17 protein-coding genes are annotated in these 16,046 nt (G+C 74.2%); 5 read left to right on the top strand and 12 right to left on the bottom strand.

From position 1 onward, the window contains the following. Positions 1 to 236 precede the first annotated feature (236 nt). Both MUK52_RS24605 and MUK52_RS24600 read left to right on the top strand, forming a co-directional pair. Positions 237 to 1,052 carry a DUF8842 C-terminal domain-containing protein gene (locus MUK52_RS24605; RefSeq protein WP_114056955.1) on the top strand — a complete coding sequence of 272 codons (816 nt, stop codon included), beginning with the start codon at positions 237 to 239 and terminating at the stop codon, positions 1,050 to 1,052. Positions 1,053 to 1,260: 208 nt separating this feature from the next. Continuing rightward, on the top strand, positions 1,261 to 1,656 hold the full coding sequence (locus MUK52_RS24600; RefSeq protein ID WP_284580074.1) for a hypothetical protein: 396 nt from the start codon (positions 1,261 to 1,263) through the stop codon (positions 1,654 to 1,656). Positions 1,657 to 1,668: 12 nt separating this feature from the next. Here the strand turns inward: MUK52_RS24600 and der are convergent, their stop codons facing one another. The 4 genes from der to MUK52_RS24580 all read right to left on the bottom strand — a co-directional run bounded on the left by der (position 1,669) and on the right by MUK52_RS24580 (position 5,816). Next, complete coding sequence (der, locus tag MUK52_RS24595) at positions 1,669 to 3,129, bottom strand: ribosome biogenesis GTPase Der (RefSeq protein WP_114056957.1); 1,461 nt, start codon at positions 3,127 to 3,129, stop codon at positions 1,669 to 1,671. Between the two features lie 110 nt (positions 3,130 to 3,239). Continuing rightward, positions 3,240 to 3,887: a lysophospholipid acyltransferase family protein gene (locus tag MUK52_RS24590; protein WP_114056958.1), complete on the bottom strand. Its 648-nt coding sequence runs from the start codon at positions 3,885 to 3,887 to the stop codon at positions 3,240 to 3,242. Beyond that, positions 3,884 to 4,582, bottom strand: coding sequence for a (d)CMP kinase (gene cmk, locus MUK52_RS24585; protein WP_284580068.1), 699 nt, complete (start codon positions 4,580 to 4,582; stop codon positions 3,884 to 3,886). Before cmk ends, MUK52_RS24590 begins: the two co-directional genes overlap by 4 nt. A gap of 145 nt (positions 4,583 to 4,727) precedes the next feature. Next, positions 4,728 to 5,816: a prephenate dehydrogenase gene (locus MUK52_RS24580; RefSeq protein WP_114056960.1), complete on the bottom strand. Its 1,089-nt coding sequence runs from the start codon at positions 5,814 to 5,816 to the stop codon at positions 4,728 to 4,730. 219 nt (positions 5,817 to 6,035) lie between these two features. Between MUK52_RS24580 and MUK52_RS24575 the strand changes: the two genes are divergently transcribed. The 3 genes from MUK52_RS24575 to MUK52_RS24565 all read left to right on the top strand — a co-directional run bounded on the left by MUK52_RS24575 (position 6,036) and on the right by MUK52_RS24565 (position 7,715). Beyond that, positions 6,036 to 6,377 (top strand): DUF952 domain-containing protein, encoded by a 342-nt coding sequence (locus tag MUK52_RS24575; protein ID WP_114056961.1) that lies wholly within the window; start codon positions 6,036 to 6,038, stop codon positions 6,375 to 6,377. 85 nt (positions 6,378 to 6,462) lie between these two features. Further along, positions 6,463 to 6,921: a Rieske (2Fe-2S) protein gene (locus MUK52_RS24570; RefSeq protein ID WP_114056962.1), complete on the top strand. Its 459-nt coding sequence runs from the start codon at positions 6,463 to 6,465 to the stop codon at positions 6,919 to 6,921. A gap of 68 nt (positions 6,922 to 6,989) precedes the next feature. Continuing rightward, positions 6,990 to 7,715: a nucleotidyltransferase domain-containing protein gene (locus MUK52_RS24565; protein WP_284580064.1), complete on the top strand. Its 726-nt coding sequence runs from the start codon at positions 6,990 to 6,992 to the stop codon at positions 7,713 to 7,715. 3 nt (positions 7,716 to 7,718) lie between these two features. Here the strand turns inward: MUK52_RS24565 and MUK52_RS24560 are convergent, their stop codons facing one another. From MUK52_RS24560 to ald, 8 genes are all read right to left on the bottom strand, one after another. Beyond that, positions 7,719 to 8,741, bottom strand: a complete 1,023-nt coding sequence (locus tag MUK52_RS24560) for an ADP-ribosylglycohydrolase family protein (RefSeq protein WP_114056964.1) — start codon at positions 8,739 to 8,741, stop codon at positions 7,719 to 7,721. Then, positions 8,738 to 9,481, bottom strand: coding sequence for an NUDIX hydrolase (locus MUK52_RS24555; protein ID WP_284580061.1), 744 nt, complete (start codon positions 9,479 to 9,481; stop codon positions 8,738 to 8,740). The genes MUK52_RS24560 and MUK52_RS24555 overlap by 4 nt, the downstream gene beginning before the upstream one ends. Before the next feature lie 145 nt (positions 9,482 to 9,626). Then, entirely contained in the window at positions 9,627 to 10,784 is a 1,158-nt protein-coding gene (locus tag MUK52_RS24550; RefSeq protein ID WP_284580058.1) for a pseudouridine synthase, read from the bottom strand. Continuing rightward, complete coding sequence (gene scpB, locus MUK52_RS24545) at positions 10,784 to 11,353, bottom strand: SMC-Scp complex subunit ScpB (protein WP_246042862.1); 570 nt, start codon at positions 11,351 to 11,353, stop codon at positions 10,784 to 10,786. The genes MUK52_RS24550 and scpB overlap by 1 nt, the downstream gene beginning before the upstream one ends. A 122-nt stretch (positions 11,354 to 11,475) precedes the next feature. Continuing rightward, positions 11,476 to 12,522, bottom strand: coding sequence for a segregation and condensation protein A (locus MUK52_RS24540; RefSeq protein ID WP_284580056.1), 1,047 nt, complete (start codon positions 12,520 to 12,522; stop codon positions 11,476 to 11,478). Between the two features lie 268 nt (positions 12,523 to 12,790). Next, positions 12,791 to 13,315, bottom strand: coding sequence for a hypothetical protein (locus MUK52_RS24535; RefSeq protein WP_174250438.1), 525 nt, complete (start codon positions 13,313 to 13,315; stop codon positions 12,791 to 12,793). Then, entirely contained in the window at positions 13,300 to 14,460 is a 1,161-nt protein-coding gene (locus MUK52_RS24530; RefSeq protein ID WP_114056969.1) for a ParA family protein, read from the bottom strand. Before MUK52_RS24530 ends, MUK52_RS24535 begins: the two co-directional genes overlap by 16 nt. Before the next feature lie 335 nt (positions 14,461 to 14,795). Then, entirely contained in the window at positions 14,796 to 15,911 is a 1,116-nt protein-coding gene (gene ald / locus MUK52_RS24525; RefSeq protein ID WP_284580049.1) for an alanine dehydrogenase, read from the bottom strand. Between the last annotated feature and the right edge of the window lie 135 nt (positions 15,912 to 16,046).

Raw genomic sequence — 16,046 nt, 5'->3', positions numbered from 1 at the left:
CACTCGGTCGGCGGACGCGCCCCCTTCCCTGGAAACGGCCATGACCGGACACCAACTGGACATGAAACGGCATCTGTTGGCACCGAACCGAAGCCCCGGTCGGGCCCTTCACCCCTCTGGCCGCCAGGTTCGATTCCGTTCCCCCGGACGGCGTGACCCCGGCCGCCGATCCGCCGTTGATCCCGGCAGGCCGGGAACCGCCCGGCCCCCGCTCGCCTAGCCCGAGGAGCCACCCCGTGCCCCGCATGCTCGACGTCAGTGATGAGGTACGTGCCGAGATCGGTGACGAAGAAGCCGAGAGGCTGCTCACCGGCGACGACGCACCGCGCAGCTACGACTGCACCTCCTGCCGCACCCCCGGGGACCCCGAGACCGACCCCACGAGCACTGTCCTGTTCGTCGGCGACGAGACCGCCGTCCTCGCCTTCGCGCACGCCGGCTGCATCCCCTCCCAGGTCGTGTCGGTCTCCGAGGAGCAGCTCCAGGGCGCCGTCCGCAGCATCACCGGCGACAGCCCCGCCCCCGAGGCCCCCGCCGCCGGCGGCGCCGTCCCGCAGAGCGTCCCCGGCGGCCAGGCCGTCCTCGGCATCACCAGCGGCCTCGTCCTGATCGGCGGCGAACTGCACCCGGCCCTCGTGGTCGAGCCGACCGCGCCGATCGCCCGCCCCGGCACCACCGGCCCGGGCGACGACTTCCTGCCGCTCCTGATCGAGCAGGGCTTCATCCCGGTCACCGACACCGCCGAGCTGCCCACCCCGCTGGCCGGCTGGTCGGTGCTGCTCGCCGCGGGCCAGCTGCACGCCGTGCTCCAGCCGGGCGCCGACGGCTCCGGCCCCGTCGCCTGGTGGCAGGCGCACCAGGCCCTGTCGGTCACCGAGGGGTGGCGGGCCGCCGTCAACAAGTCCCAGCGCGTCCTCGTCTACGCGGCACCCGTCGGCTCCATCGGCCAGCAGCCGCGGGAGGACCTCCTGCGGGACGCCCTCGACAAGGCCGCCGCGGCCGGCAAGCTGGTGGCCGCCTCGATGCCGCTGGCGGGCACCCCGGGCGCCTGACGGGAAGCGGGCCCGGAGCGACCGTCCCACCCCTCACGAGGGGGCGGGACGGCGCACGTCGCCGGGGTGTGCGGGCCGCCCGCACACCCCCGGCGATCTGCGTTTCCTGCCCCTCCGCCCGCATCCGCAGGGCCCCGGGGTCGTTGGCTGATACGTGCATTCATACGACCCCTCCCGCGCCTCTGCCCCTACCAGCAGCATCTCCCGGATGCGCCCCGTACAGGACCGGGACGGCGCTCCGGCCGCCTCGCACACCCCCATCTACGACACGCTGTGCTCGGAGTACCTGCGGGCCTTCCGGGCGCTGCCCGGCGACCGCTCCGGCGAGGAGGACCTCGCCTTCACGGGGTTCTCGTACGGCGGCTCCCACGCCGCCGGCACCGGTTTCCACGGGGCCGGCTGGAGCGGCTCCGGATGGCAGCCGGAGCCGTGGCAGCCGCCGTACGCGCCCGTGCCGGCCCCGGCCGCGCCGCAGCCCTCGTACGCGTACGCAGGCGGCTCCGCGGGCACCGGCTCCGCCGCATACGCCGGCGGGCGGCAGCACCAGCCCGGGATGCAGCACATCCCGGCGGCCCTGCCGCCCGCCCCGCGCCGGGGCTACTGACCCCCGGCGGCGCTACTTCTTCTTGTGCTGGCCGCCGCGCTTCTCCCGCACCCGCACCGAGATGTGGATCGGGGTGCCCTCGAAGCCGAACTCCTCGCGCAGACGGCGCTCGATGAACCGGCGGTAGCCGTGCTCCAGGAAGCCGGAGGCGAAGAGGACGAACCGCGGCGGCTTGCTGCCCGCCTGGGTGCCGAACAGGATGCGGGGCTGCTTGCCTCCGCGGATCGGGTGCGGGTGCGCGGCGACGAGCTCGCCGAGGAAGGCGTTCAGCCGGCCCGTCGGGACGCGGGTCTCCCAGCCGGCCAGCGCGGTCTCGATCGCCGGGACCAGCTTCTCCATGTGGCGGCCGGTCTTCGCCGAGACGTTGACCCGGGGCGCCCAGGCGACCTGCTGCATCTCGGTCTCGATCTCGCGCTCGAGGTAGTAGCGGCGCTCCTCGTCGAGCTCGTCCCACTTGTTGTAGGCGACGACGACGGCGCGGCCCGCGTCGACCGCCATGGTGATGATGCGCTGGTCCTGGACGCTGATGTTCTCGGTCGCGTCGATCAGGATGACCGCGACCTCCGCCTTCTCGACGGCGGCGGCCGTGCGCAGCGAGGCGTAGTAGTCGGCGCCCTGCTGGAGGTGGACGCGCTTGCGGATGCCGGCGGTGTCGACGAACTTCCAGGTGACTCCGCCGAGTTCGATGAGCTCGTCGACCGGGTCGCGGGTGGTGCCGGCCAGTTCGTTGACGACGACCCGCTCCTCCCGGGCGACCTTGTTCAGCAGGGAGGACTTGCCGACGTTGGGGCGGCCGATGAGCGCGATGCGGCGCGGCCCGCCGACCTGCCCGCCGCCGAAGGACTGCGCCGGGGCCTCCGGCAGCGCCTCCAGGACGGCGTCGAGGAGGTCGCCGGTGCCGCGGCCGTGCAGCGAGGACACCGGGTAGGGCATGCCCAGGCCGAGGGACCACAGCATCGCCGCGTCGGCCTCGCCGCTCTGGCCGTCGACCTTGTTGGCGCACAGCACGACGGGCTTGCCGGCGCGGCGCAGCAGCTTGACGACGGCCTCGTCGCTGTCGGTGGCGCCGACCTTGGAGTCGACGACGAAGACGACGGCGTCGGCGGTCTCGATGGCGTACTCGGCCTGCGCGGCGACCGAGGCGTCGATGCCGAGGACGTCCTGCTCCCAGCCGCCGGTGTCGACGACCTTGAAGCGGCGGCCCGCCCACTCGGCCTCGTAGGTGACGCGGTCGCGGGTGACGCCCGGCTTGTCCTCGACCACGGCCTCGCGGCGGCCGATGATGCGGTTCACCAGGGTCGACTTGCCGACGTTGGGCCGGCCGACGACGGCGAGGACGGGCAGCGGGCCGTGGCCCGCCTCCTCGATGGCGCCCTCGACCTCTTCCGGGTCGAAGCCTTCCTCCGCGGCGAGCTCCATGAACTCCGCGTACTCGGCGTCGCCGAGCGCTCCGTGGTCGTGCTGGTCGTTCATGAAGTCCGTTCCTCGTCGTTCGTGGTGGTCGGTGGCGGCCGCGCGGGGTTCCGCGCCGGGCGCCACTACTGGGTCAAGTCTCGCTCAGCGCCGGCCGGGGCGCCCGGCGCTCAGCGCCCGGTCAGGCGCCTGGCGTCCGCGAGGTGGGCCGTGAGTCTGCTCTGGATGCGCACGGTGGCCTCGTCCAGGGCGGTGCGGGTGCGGCGGCCGGTGCCGTCGCCCGCGTCGAAGGGGGAGCCGAAGACGATGTCGACGCGGCTCTTGAACGGGGGCAGGCCGCGTATCAGCCGGCCGGGGCGGTCGGTGCTGCCGAGGACGGCCACCGGGACGACCGGCGCCCCGCTGCGGACGGCGAAGTACGCGAGCCCGGCGCGCAGCGACGCGAAGTCGCCCTCGCCGCGGGTGCCCTCGGGGAAGATGCCGAGCGCGCCGCCGTTGTCGAGCACGGCGAGGGCCTTGGTGACGGCGGTGCGGTCGGTGCCCCGGCGGTCGACGGGGACCTGGCCGATGCCCTCCAGGAAGGTCCCGAGCGGGCCGACGTACGCCTCCTTCTTGACGAGGAAGTGCAGCGGGCGCGGCGCGGTGCCCATGACCATGGGCCCGTCGATGTTGTGGGCGTGGTTCACGGCGAGGATGACGGGACCGGAGGCGGGCACGCGCCAGGCCCCCAGTACGCGCGGCTTCCACAGCCCGTACATGAGCCCGATGCCGATCCGCCGGCCGACCGCCGCACCCTTCGGGGAGGGCGTCCGGGTCACTTGCGGCCCGCCCTCTTCTCCTCGACCAGGGTCACCACGCACTCGATGACCTGCTCCAGGGTCAGCTCGGTGGTGTCCACCTCGACGGCGTCGGCGGCCTTCGCCAGCGGCGACGTCTTGCGGCCGGAGTCGGCGGCGTCCCGCTTGATGAGGGCTTCCTTGGTGGCCGCGACGTCGGCGGCCTCCTTGCCGCGGAGCTCGCCGCTGCGGCGGGCGGCGCGGGCCTCGGGCGAGGCGGTGAGGAAGACCTTCAGGTCGGCGTCGGGCAGGACGGTGGTGCCGATGTCGCGGCCCTCGACGACGATGCCGCCCTCGGCCCCGGCGGCGATGCTCCGCTGGAGGTCGGTGATCAGCGCGCGGACCTCGGGGACGGCGCTGACCGCGCTGACCTTGGAGGTGACCTCGCGGGTGCGGATCGGGCCGGAGGCGTCCACGCCGTCGACGGTGATCGTCGGGCCGGCCGGGTCGGTCCCGGAGACGATCGCCGGCTTGCCGGCGGCCAGGGCGACGGCGTCCGCGTCGTCGGTGTCGATCCCGTTGGTGATCATCCACCAGGTGATGGCCCGGTACTGGGCACCGGTGTCCAGGTAGCGCAGCCCGAGCTTGGCGGCCACGGCCTTGGAGGTGCTGGACTTGCCCGTGCCGGAGGGACCGTCGATGGCGACGATCACGGCGGACGGAGCTGCGGTTTCCACGGTGCGGGCACCTTCCTGGTTGCGCGTGCGTGTCAGGGCGTGCGAAAGCGCCCCTCTCCAAGGTTACCGGGCCCCGGAGCGGGCGCTGCCCGGAAGCCGCCGCGGGGGCCGCCGGGGCGGCTGCGGCCCCGGCGGCGGGCGGCGGTCACGGGCGGCGCAGGGCCCAGCCGCGGTCGCGCAGCTCCGCGGTGAGGGCGGCGGCGGCGCTCGGGTCGACCATGAGCTGGACGAGGCCCGCCTGCTGGCCGGTGGCGTGCTCGATCCGCACGTCCTCGATGTTGACTCCGGCCCGGCCGGCGTCGGCGAAGATCCGGGCGAGCTCGCCCGGCTGGTCGCTGATCAGGACGGCGACGGTCTCGTACGCCATCGGGGCGGCTCCGTGCTTGCCGGGGACCCGCTCGCGGCCCGCGTTGCCCCGGCGCAGCACGTCCTCGATGCCGCCGGCGCCACCGCGCCGCTCGTCCACGTCGGCGGACTCCAGGGCGTGCAGGGCGTCGACGGTGGCCCGGAGGTCGGCGGCGATGCCGGCGAGGACCTCGGCGACGGGGCCGGGGTTGGCGGAGAGGATCTCCACCCACATGCGCGGGTCGGAGGCGGCGATGCGGGTGACGTCGCGGATGCCCTGGCCGCAGAGCCGCACGGCGGTCTCGTCGGCCTCCTCCAGGCGGGCGGCGACCATGCTCGACACGAGCTGCGGGGTGTGCGAGACGAGCGCGACCGCCCGGTCGTGGGCGTCGGCGTCCATGACGACCGGGACGGCGTTGCAGAGCGCGACGAGCTCCAGGGCGAGGTTGAGCACCTCGTGGTCGGTCTCCCGGGTGGGGGTGAGCACCCAGGGGCGGCCCTCGAAGAGGTCGGCGGTGGCGGCGAGCGGACCGGACCGCTCCTTGCCGGCCATGGGGTGGGTGCCGATGTAGGCGGTGGTGTCCGCGCCGAGCGCGGCGAGCTCCCGGCGCGGGCCGCCCTTGACGCTGGCGACGTCCACGTACGCGCGGGCCACGCCGCGCCCGATGGCGTCGGCGAGGGTCGCCGCGACGTGGGCGGGCGGTACGGCGACGATCGCGAGGTCGACCTTCCCCGCGGGCGGCTCGTCGGTGCCGGCGCCGAGGGAGGCGGCCGTGCGGGCCGTGTCGGGGTCGTGGTCGGCGAGGTGGACGCGGACCCCGCGGGCGGCGAGGGCGAGGGCCGCCGAGGTTCCGATCAGGCCGGTTCCGATGACGACGGCGGTTCTCACGGGGCGCTCCAGGGTTGCGTGGTGTGGCGGCGGATCACTCCGGGCCAGGGTAGCCAGCGCGGGGGTGCCCGGGGTCCGGCGGCCCGGCAAGGGGGCGGGCCCGGCGCGGGCTGCCGGGCCCCGAGGGGGCCCTTCCGGACCATGGCACCGCCGATGGAGGGGGCCTGCCACTCGGGGCCGGTCCGCGGCGGGGCGGCGCGGCCGGGGTAGAACGTCGGCATGATCTTCCACATCGTCCCGCTCGCCGACTGGTCCGCCGCGCCCGAGCTCCCGTACGCCCCTGCCTCGCTGGACGCGGAGGGCTTCGTGCACTGCTCGGCCGACCGCCCCACCGCCCTGGAGATCGCCGACCGGTACTACCGGGAGGCGGAGGGCCCGGTGCTGGCCGTTGAACTCGACGAGCGGGCGCTGACCTCGGAGGTCCGCCGGGAGGGTGAATCGGGCGGCCGCTACCCGCACGTGCACGGGCCGCTGGAGCGGGCGGCGGTGGTCCGCGTCTGGGAGGTCGTCCTCCGGCCGGGTGCCGCACCGGAACTGGCCCCGTGGGAGCCGGGTGCCTGACGGGCGGCGCGGCGGAGCACCGCCCGGGGCCCGGCGCGCGCAAGGATGCTCTTCGCCGGTCCCGGCCCAGACGAGGAGGAGCCCCATGAGCGATCCCCTGCCCACCGCCCGACGCACCGTCCTGGCGGCGGGGGCCGCCGCCCTGGCAGGCGGCGCGGTGGCCGGCTGCGGCGGGGAGGAGGAGCCCTCGCCGATCCCGGAGAGCGCGACCCCCGGCACGTCCGGCCCGCAGGCTGCGGCCCCGAGCGAGAGCGCCGGGACGGCGCTGCTGAAGACGTCGGAGGTGCCGGTGGGCGGCGGAACGGTGCTGAAGGACCGGAAGCTGGTGGTGACCCAGCCGACGGCGGGGACGTTCAAGTGCTTCTCGGCGGTGTGCACGCACCAGGGCTGCCTGGTGAACAAGGTGGCCGCCGGCACCATCGACTGCCCCTGCCACGGCAGCCGGTTCGCCATCGCCGACGGCGCGGTCGTGAAGGGCCCGGCGACCCGCCCCCTCCCGGAGGCGGGGATCACGGTCTCGGGCGGCCAGGTGTCCCTGGCGTAGCGGGGTGACGGGGCGGGGCGGCGCAAATCCCGTCGACCGGGGCCCGCCTCCGCGCCTACCCTCCGGGGATGACCGGACAGACCACTCCGTCGGGCGCGACCGCAGCGTCCGGCCGGCACGCCCTGGTGCGCGACCACACGGTCTACGCGTGCGTCATGGGCTCGCGGGCGTTCGGCCTGGCGATCGGGTCGAGCGACACCGACCGGCGGGGCGTCTACCTGGCCCCGACCGCGCTGTTCTGGCGCTTCGAGAAGCCGCCGACGCACGTGGAGGGCCCCCGGGAGGAGGAGTTCTCCTGGGAGCTGGAGCGCTTCTGCGAACTCGCGCTGCGCAGCAACCCGAACATCCTGGAGTGCCTGCACTCGCCGCTGGTCGAGCGGCTGACCCCGGTGGGGGAGGAACTCCTCGCCCTGCGCGGGGCGTTCCTCTCCCGGCGGGTGCACGCCTCGTTCACCCGCTACGCGAAGGCCCAGCACGGCAGGCTCCTGGCCGGCGTACGGCTGCACGGCGCGCCGCGCTGGAAGCAGGCGATGCACCTGCTGCGGCTGCTGCTGTCCTGCCGCGACATGCTCCGCACGGGCCGCCTGGACATCGACGCGACCCCGTACCGCGACCGCCTGCTGGCGGTGAAGCGGGGCGAGCTGTCCTGGGCGGAGATCGACGCCTGGGCCTCCCGCCTGTCGGACGAGTCGGACGCGGCCCTCGCCCGCTCGCCCCTCCCGGCCGCCCCGGACGCGGCGGCGGTGGAGTCCTTCCTCCACCGTGCCCGCCGTACGAGCGCCGCGTCGGCGTAGCGCTCAGGCGTTCCAGAGGGCGGCGAAGGCGTCGAGCTCCTCGCGGTATTCGATGCGGGTCGTCCAGTCGTCCGGCCAGGCCGCCGCGCCCAGGTGGGCGCCTGCGAAGGCGCCGGCCAGGCAGGCCAGGGAGTCGGAGTCGCCGGAGGTGCAGGCGGCGCGGCGCAGGGCCGTCAGGGGTTCGTCCGGGAAGAGCAGGAAGCACTGGAGGGCCGTGGCGAGGGCTTCCTCCGCGATCCAGCCCTCGCCGGTGGTCAGGCAGGGGTCCGTCTCCGGGGACGGGGACCTCAGGGCGGCCGCCAGCCGGTCCAGGGCGGCCAGGCAGTCGTCCCAGCCGCGGGCGATGAAGGACTGCGGGCTCGCGTCGCAGGCCGTCCGCATCCAGAGGTCGCCGAGCCAGCGCCCGTGGTAGCGGGTGCGGTTGTCCAGGGCGTACGAGCGCAGCAGCCCGACCAGGCCGGTGACCTCGGCCCCGTTGGCGAGCAGCCACACCGCGCGGGCCGTCAGGTCCGAGGCGGCGAGGGCGGTGGGGTGGCCGTGGGTGAGGGCCGACTGGAGCTGGGCGGCGCCGGCCCGCTCCTCCTCCGTCCAGCCGGGGACGAGGCCGACGGGGGCCACGCGCATGTTCGCGCCGCAGCCCTTGGAGCCGGTCTGGCTGGCGTCGCGCCAGTCCCGCGCGGGGTCGGTGAGGAGGCTGCACGCCCGCAGGCAGGTGTTGCCGGGGGCGCGGTTGTTCTCCGGGGACCGGTACCAGGCCGTGAACTCCTCGCGGACGGGTCCGGCGAGGCCCTCCGGGGTCAGCGGGCCGCGGTCGGCCGCGGTGCGCATGCCGCGGGCGAGCGCGAGGGTCATCTGGGTGTCGTCCGTGACGATCGCCGGGCGGGGCAGCCGCATCTGCCGCCAGGGACCGGTCTTCGCGAGGATCGCCGGGACGTCGTTGAACTCGGTGGGGAAGCCCAGGGCGTCGCCGAGGGCCAGGCCGAACAGGGATCCGGCCGCCGCGCGCTTCGTCGCCGTCGTCGTCATGTCTTCGGGGTTCCTTCCGGGGGCGTGGGCGTGGGGCGGAGCAGCGGGGGGTGCAGGGCGGTGGCGGGGCCGGCCCGGTAGAGCGCGGCCGGTTTGCCGCGGCCTCCGGTGAGCCGGGCGGCGCCGGGCACCGCTTCGACGAAGCCGGGGGTGGCGAGCACCTTGCGGCGGAAGTTGGGCCGGTCCAGGGCCGTGCCCCAGACCGTCTCGTAGACGGCCCGGAGCTCGCCGAGGGTGAACTCGGGCGGGCAGAAGGCGGTGGCCAGGCAGGTGTACTCCAGCTTGGCGCCGATCCGGGAGCGGGCGTCCGCGAGGATCGCCGCGTGGTCGAAGGCGAGCGGGCCGGCCTCCCCGACCGCCGTCCACCGGGCGCGGTCCGCGTCGCCGCCGCCTTCCGGGGCCGGCTCGGGCATGTCGGGGACGAGCGCGGTGAAGGCCACCGACACCACCCGCATCCGGGGGTCGCGGTCCGGTTCGCTGTACGTGCGCAGCTGCTCCAGGTGGAGCGCGGCGACGACCGGCTCGGGCAGCCCGGTCTCCTCGGCGAGTTCGCGGCGGGCCGCCTGCTCCGCGGACTCGCGGGGCAGGACGAAGCCGCCGGGCAGCGCCCAGGCGCCTGCGTACGGGTCCTGGCCGCGCCGGATCAGCAGGACGTGGAGCGCGCCGGCGCGGACGGTGAAGACGGCGAGGTCGACCGTGACCGCGAACGGCGCGAAGCCGCGCGGGTCGTAGTCCGCCATGGCGGCACCGCCTCCCCTCATTCTCTTAAGAGTCATTTTGACTATAAACAGGGCGGGGTGTGCCGGGCAAGCAGAAAGCCCGCAGTGCCGTGTGGGGCACTGCGGGCTTTGCGTGCGGAGGCGGAGCGGGCCGGCCGCGGCCGTCCTACAGGCCGACCTCGCGCATCAGCATGCCGACCTCGGTGTTGGTCAGGCGGCGCAGCCAGCCGGACTTCTGGTCGCCCAGCTCGATGGGCCCGAAGGCGGTGCGGACGAGCTTCTCGACCGGGAAGCCGGCCTCGGCGAGCATCCGGCGGACGATGTGCTTGCGGCCCTCGTGGAGGGTGACCTCCACCAGGTAGTTCTTGCCGACCTGGTCGATCACGCGGAAGTGGTCCGCGCGCGCCCAGCCGTCCTCCAGCTCGATGCCGTCCTTGAGCCGCTTGCCGATGTCGCGGGGCAGCGGGCCGGTGATGGCGGCGACGTAGGTCTTCTTCACCCCGTACTTGGGGTGCGTCAGGCGGTGGGCCAGCTCGCCGTGGTTGGTGAGCAGGATGACGCCCTCGGTCTCGGTGTCGAGCCGGCCGACGTGGAAGAGGCGGGTCTCGCGGTTGGTGACGTAGTCGCCCAGGCACTGGCGGCCGTCCGGGTCCTCCATGGTGGAGACGACGCCGACCGGCTTGTTCAGCGCGAAGAACAGGTACGACTGGGTCGCCACGGTCAGGCCGTCGACCTTGATCTCGTCCTTGGGCAGGACGCGCTTGCCCTGCTCGGTGACGATCTCGCCGTTGACCTCGACGCGCGCCTGCTCGATCAGCTCCTCGCACGCCCGGCGCGAGCCCATGCCGGCCCTCGCGAGCACCTTCTGCAGCCGCTCGCCCTCCTGCTCTGCGCCCGGGAAGGTCTTCGGGGTGCGGATGACCGGCTTGTCCGCGTACCGGTCGCGTACGCGCTCCTCGATCCGGGCGTCGAACTCGCGCGGCCGCGACGGGCTGCCGAAGCCCGCCTCGCCGCGCCGCGCGCCGCCGCCCTGGCCGCCGCGCCCGCCGCTCTGGGGCCGGCCGGGCTTCTTAGGGCTGCCCTTGGCGCCGCCGCGGGCGTCCGCGCCGCGGGAGCCGCGGGTGCGCTCGGCGTCGGGGCCGACGTCGTAGCGGCGCTCCTCCGGGCGCGGGCGGCGCGGGCGCTGCGGCGCGCCGCCCGCCCGCTCGTCGCGCGCGCTGCCGGCGCCGCGGGGGTTGCCGCGCCCGCGTCCGTCTCCGTCCCTGCGGCTGCCGCCGCCGCCCGTGTTCCGGTTGCCGCCGTTGCCGTTGCCGCTGCTTCGCATCAAAGTTCCGTCGTCTTGTCGTCTTCTTCGGTGTCCGGTGCGTCCGGATCGAACGACGGAACGCCTTCCTGCGTCTCGGCCTCGATCGCCTCCGCCTCGGGGAGGAAGGGCGCCAGCTCCGGGAGCTCGTCCAGGCCGCGAAGGCCCATCCGCTCCAGAAAGTAGTTCGTCGTCCTGTACAGGATCGCACCTGTTTCGGGTTCCGTGCCCGCCTCGGCGACCAGACCGCGCTGGAGGAGCGTGCGCATGACCCCGTCGCAGTTCACCCCGCGCACCGCGGAGACGCGGGAGCGGCTGACCGGCTGGCGGTAGGCGACCACGGCGAGGGTCTCCAGGGCCGCCTGGGTGAGGCGGGCCTGCCGGCCGTCCAGGACGAAGCGCTCGACGGCGGCCGCGTAGCGGGGGCGCGTGTAGAAGCGCCAGCCGCCGGCGACGAGCCGCAGCTCGAAGCCGCGCTGCTGGACGGCGTACTCGTCGGCGAGCTCGCGCAGGGCGGCGGCGATCTCGCGCGGGGTGCGGTCGAGGACCTTCGCAAGGTGGGCCTCGGCGGCGGGCTCGTCCACGACCATGAGGACGGCCTCCAGCGCGGGCTTCAGCGGCAGCCCGGCCACGGCGTCGCCCGTGTCGTACGCGCCCTCCCCGCCCGGCAGGGCGTCGTCGGCGGGTGGCTGGTCCATGGTGTCCCACTCCTTCATTCCGCGGCTTCGGCGATCCGGTCGAACTCGTCGGTCACGGCGGGCATCGCGCCGGCCCCGCCGCCCGTCCAGCGCACGGTCAGCGTGCGCAGGGCCTCCTCCTGCTCCAGGGCGACCGCCTTCTCGCGGTAGAGCTCCAGCAGCGCCAGGAACCGGGCGACGACCGTGAGGGTGTCGTCCGTGTCCCGGGTGAGGTCGTCGAAGGTGGCCGCGCCCCGCTCCCGGAGGACGGCCACGAGGACGGCGGCCTGCTCCCGGACGCTGACCAGGGGGGCGTGGATGTGGTCCACGTAGACCTGCGGCTGCGCCCTGGGCTGCATGGCCCTGGCGGCGAGGCGGGCGAACCCCTCGGCGCCGATGCCGAGGACGACCTCCGGCAGGAGCGCCGCGTGGTGGTCCTCCAGGCCGACGGTGCGCGGGTGGCGGAGGCCTTCGGACTCGGCCCGCTCCGCGAGGATGTCGGCGATGCGCTTGTAGGCGCGGTACTGGAGCAGCCGCGCGAAGAGCAGGTCGCGAGCCTCCAGGAGGGCGAGGTCGGCCTCGTCCTCCACGTCGGCGGCGGGCAGGAGGCGGGCGGCCTTGAGGTCGAGGAGCGTCGCGGCGACGACGAGGAACTCGGTGGTCTGGTCGAGGTCCCCGTCGGGCCCCATGGCCCGGATGTGCGCCATGAACTCGTCGGTGACCCTGGACAGCGCGACCTCCGTGACGTCGAGCTTGTGCCGGGAGATGAGCTGCAGCAGCAGGTCGAAGGGCCCCTCGAAGTTGTCGAGCCGCAACGTGAACCGCCCGTGGCCCCCTTCGGCCCCCTCGGCAGGGGCGCCGGCCTCCGGCCCCGGCACGGCGCGCGGTGCCGCCTCCGGGGGGCCGTGAGGGGCAGTCGGGGCCGCCGGGGCGTCGGGGGCCGGGCCGGGGGCCGCGGGCCCGGAGAGCGCCTCCTGCGGCTCCGCCGGTGCCGGCTCCGTCGCTTCGGGGGCCGGGGATGCGCCGGGGCCGCGCCCGAGGGTCCGGCGGGGTGGGCGGCCGGCTTCGGCGGGAGAGGGCATTGCAGTCCAGGGAGGTACGGGGGGGCGGGCCCGATCGGCCCGCCCCAAGGCTCCCACGAACCCGGCCCGCGCGGCCCCCGGAGACCCGCGCCCCGCAGGGGGTGGCTCTTCAGGGGCTCGCGGCCCGCCGCGGGCAGGGCCGACAGGCGGCGCCCGCCGGCGGTCGCGCCGGCGCGGGCCGGGGGGCGGGGGGTCGGGGGCCGTGGCCGACTGGCCGCAGGGGGCCGGGCAGCCGGGCGTCGGCCGCAGGGAGCGTGGGGCCGGGGAGTCAGCGGCCGCGGAGGCGGCGGACCAGGATGCTGGCGTCGCCGCGGGACTCCAGGTCCGCCAGGACGACCGCCACCGCCTCGCGGACGATGCGGCCGCGGTCCACCGCGAGGCCGTGCTCGCCGCGGAGCACCAGGCGGGCGTGCTCCAGGTCCATGAGCTCCTCGGCGGAGACGTAGACCGTGATCTTCTCGTCGTGGCGCTCGCGCCCGCTCGGCCGGCGGCCCGACCCGCGGCCGGCGCCCTTCCCGCGGCGGGTGGCCCCCGCGGGGGCGGCGGCCGCGGTGACAGAACCTTCCTGCGGCTGCCGCGGGGCTCCCACCACGGGGTCCGTGCGCTCCGTGCCGGCCGCTGCCTCCCGGCCCCGGCCCTCACCCGCCGTGCCCTCCGCCGCCACCGCCGAGTGGTCGGGCAGGGCCGCCGCGGCTTCCTCGCCGCCCCGCTTCGGCGAGGACGACTGCAGTGCCATCCCCCCGGTCGTACGGAACAGTTCGTCGGCTCCGGGCAGACTCACTCGGCGTGACACCGGGCGAGCACCTCCCTGGCCAGTTGGCGGTAGGCGGCGGCACCGACGGAGTTCGAGGCGTACGTGGTGATCGGCTCGCCGGCGACCGTGGTCTCCGGGAAGCGCACGGTGCGGCCGATGACCGTGTGGTAGACGTGGTCGTCGAACGCCTCGACGACGCGCGCCAGCACCTCGCGGCTGTGCACCGTGCGGGAGTCGTACATCGTGGCGAGGATGCCGTCGAGCTCCAGCTCCGGGTTGAGCCGCTCCTGCACCTTCTCGATGGTCTCGGTCAGCAGGGCCACGCCGCGCAGTGCGAAGAACTCGCACTCCAGCGGGACGATGACCTTGTGGGCCGCCGTCAGGGCGTTGACCGTCAGCAGGCCGAGCGAGGGCTGGCAGTCGATGACGATGTAGTCGTAGTCGTTCATCAGCGGCTTCAGCGCCCGCTGGAGCGTCGACTCGCGCGCGACCTCGCTGACCAGCTGCACCTCGGCGGCGGAGAGGTCGATGTTGCTCGGCAGGAGGTCCATGTTGGGGACCGCCGTCTTCAGGAGCACCTCGTCGGCCGACATGCCCCGCTCCATGAGCAGGTTGTAGACCGTCAGGTCGAGTTCCATCGGGTTCACGCCGAGGCCCACGGACAGCGCGCCCTGCGGGTCGAAGTCGACGAGGAGGACCCGCCGCCCGTACTCGGCGAGTGCGGCGCCCAGGTTGATGGTCGACGTGGTCTTGCCGACGCCGCCCTTCTGGTTGCACATCGCGATGATCTTCGCCGGACCGTGGTCGGTCAGCGGACCCGGGATCGGGAAGTACGGCAGCGGACGTCCGGTCGGGCCGATCCGCTCGCGGCGCTGGCGGGCAGCGTCGGGCGCGAGGGTGGCCGCGTACTCGGGGTCGGGCTCGTATTCCGCGTCGGGGTCGTAGAAGTGCCCCTCGGGCACCTGGTCGTAGTCGGCGAAACCAATGGGCGCATCGCCGCTGTGGTCGCCGGCCGTGGAGTTCACGTCTAGGCCGTCCATGCTCTTTTGGGGCGTCGTCATGTGCTGGTGGTTTGCGAACGTGCGGACTGCGACGGAGCCGACCGCTTCGAGCCCGGCCGGACCCTGGCCCCGCTCGGGCGTCCCTGCGCGACCACCCCCAGGAGTAAATGTCGACTCATTCACAAGTCGTCTTACCTCCTCGGACGTGACCAGGACACTTATCGATAGGTCAGCGTGGCACCATGCCGACGGTTGGCGACTCTATGGCGTGTCACCGCCCAGCGGCAACACAATCCACCGGACCGGCAACGATGTGTCGGCAACCGAACACCGCTCTGTCAAGGGCGTCGGACCTGTCACTGTGAAGTTTCGCAGGTGTGCGAAAGGGTTAAAGGGCTACCTTTGAGGCGAGTTGGGCCCGGCCGGCCCGCCCGCGGCAAACGCGCCCGGCCGGACCTTGCGCGCAAGGTCCGGCCGGGGACGTGAGATTGACGTCAGTCGTTGACGGGTCGTACGGCTCAGCCGAGCAGCGTGCCGATCTCCACGGACTCGAGGCCGTGGGCCTCGGCGACCGGGCCGTAAACGACCTTGCCCTCATGGGTGTTGAGGCCCAGCGCGAGCGCCGGGTCGCGGCGCAGCGCCTCGGCCCAGCCCAGGTTCGCGAGCTGCACGATGTAGGGCAGCGTGGCGTTGGTGAGGGCGTAGGTGGAGGTGTTCGGGACGGCGCCCGGCATGTTGGCGACGCAGTAGAAGACCGAGTTGTGGACCTGGAAGGTCGGCTCGGCGTGCGTGGTCGGACGGGAGTCCTCGAAGCAGCCGCCCTGGTCGATCGCAATGTCGACAAGTACACTTCCGGGCTTCATCTTGGCGACGAGCTCGTTGGTGACCAGCTTGGGGGCCTTCGCACCCGGGATCAGCACGGCGCCGATCACGAGGTCGGCCTCGACGACGGCCTTCTCCAGCTCGTAGGCGTTGGAGACGATCGTCTTGACCTTGGTGCCGAAGATCTTGTCGGCCTCGCGGAGCTTGTTGATGTCCCGGTCGAGCAGGGTCACGTGGAAGCCCATGCCGATGGCGATCTGGACCGCGTTCCAGCCGGAGACGCCGCCGCCGATGACGACGCACTCGCCGGCGTGGGTGCCGGGGACGCCGCCCGGGAGCACGCCGCGGCCGCCGGCCGAGCGCATCAGGTGGTAGGCGCCGACCTGCGGGGCGAGGCGGCCCGCGACCTCGGACATCGGGGCGAGGAGGGGCAGCGCGCGGTTGGCGAGCTCGACCGTCTCGTACGCGATGGCGGTGGTGCCGGACTCCAGCAGGGCGTCCGTGCACTCGCGGGAGGCCGCCAGGTGCAGGTAGGTGAAGAGCGTCTGGTCCTTGCGGAGGCGGTGGTACTCCTCCGCGATGGGCTCCTTGACCTTCAGCAGCAGGTCGGCGGTCGCCCAGACCTCGTCGGCGGTGGGGAGGATCTCCGCGCCCGCGGCGACGTACTCGGCGTCCGAGATCGAGGAGCCGACACCGGCGTTCTGCTCGATGAAGACCTGGTGGCCGTTGCGGACCAGCTCATGCACGCCGGCAGGCGTGATGGCGACCCGGAACTCGTTGTTCTTGACCTCGCGGGGGATGCCGACCTTCATCGTCGATCACGGTCCTTGGCTCAGGGGATTTTCGGGGCACTTCCATACATACCCGTCCACAAGGCGCGCAACGGGATGCACCACGAGATGACGTGGTGGAGCCAGTCTAATGAAGGATGAGGCGCTGTCTAGCCT

This window comes from Streptomyces sp. 2P-4, from assembly GCF_030167965.1.
Lineage (GTDB): Bacteria > Actinomycetota > Actinomycetes > Streptomycetales > Streptomycetaceae > Streptomyces > Streptomyces globosus_A.
Note: the sequence above shows the minus strand (reverse complement) of the source record. Positions and strands in the feature narration are given on the sequence as shown.

Excerpts from the sequence above, each read along its gene's own strand:
- MUK52_RS24600 (WP_284580074.1), top strand. The coding sequence starts at position 1,261 with ATGCGCCCCGTACAGGACCGGGACGGCGCTCCGGCCGCCTCGCACACC.
- der (WP_114056957.1), bottom strand. The coding sequence starts at position 3,129 with ATGAACGACCAGCACGACCACGGAGCGCTCGGCGACGCCGAGTACGCG.
- MUK52_RS24575 (WP_114056961.1), top strand. The coding sequence starts at position 6,036 with ATGATCTTCCACATCGTCCCGCTCGCCGACTGGTCCGCCGCGCCCGAG.
- MUK52_RS24570 (WP_114056962.1), top strand. The coding sequence starts at position 6,463 with ATGAGCGATCCCCTGCCCACCGCCCGACGCACCGTCCTGGCGGCGGGG.
- MUK52_RS24565 (WP_284580064.1), top strand. The coding sequence starts at position 6,990 with ATGACCGGACAGACCACTCCGTCGGGCGCGACCGCAGCGTCCGGCCGG.
- MUK52_RS24560 (WP_114056964.1), bottom strand. The coding sequence starts at position 8,741 with ATGACGACGACGGCGACGAAGCGCGCGGCGGCCGGATCCCTGTTCGGC.
- MUK52_RS24555 (WP_284580061.1), bottom strand. The coding sequence starts at position 9,481 with ATGGCGGACTACGACCCGCGCGGCTTCGCGCCGTTCGCGGTCACGGTC.
- MUK52_RS24550 (WP_284580058.1), bottom strand. The coding sequence starts at position 10,784 with ATGCGAAGCAGCGGCAACGGCAACGGCGGCAACCGGAACACGGGCGGC.
- scpB (WP_246042862.1), bottom strand. The coding sequence starts at position 11,353 with ATGGTCGTGGACGAGCCCGCCGCCGAGGCCCACCTTGCGAAGGTCCTC.
- MUK52_RS24540 (WP_284580056.1), bottom strand. The coding sequence starts at position 12,522 with ATGCCCTCTCCCGCCGAAGCCGGCCGCCCACCCCGCCGGACCCTCGGG.
- ald (WP_284580049.1), bottom strand. The coding sequence starts at position 15,911 with ATGAAGGTCGGCATCCCCCGCGAGGTCAAGAACAACGAGTTCCGGGTC.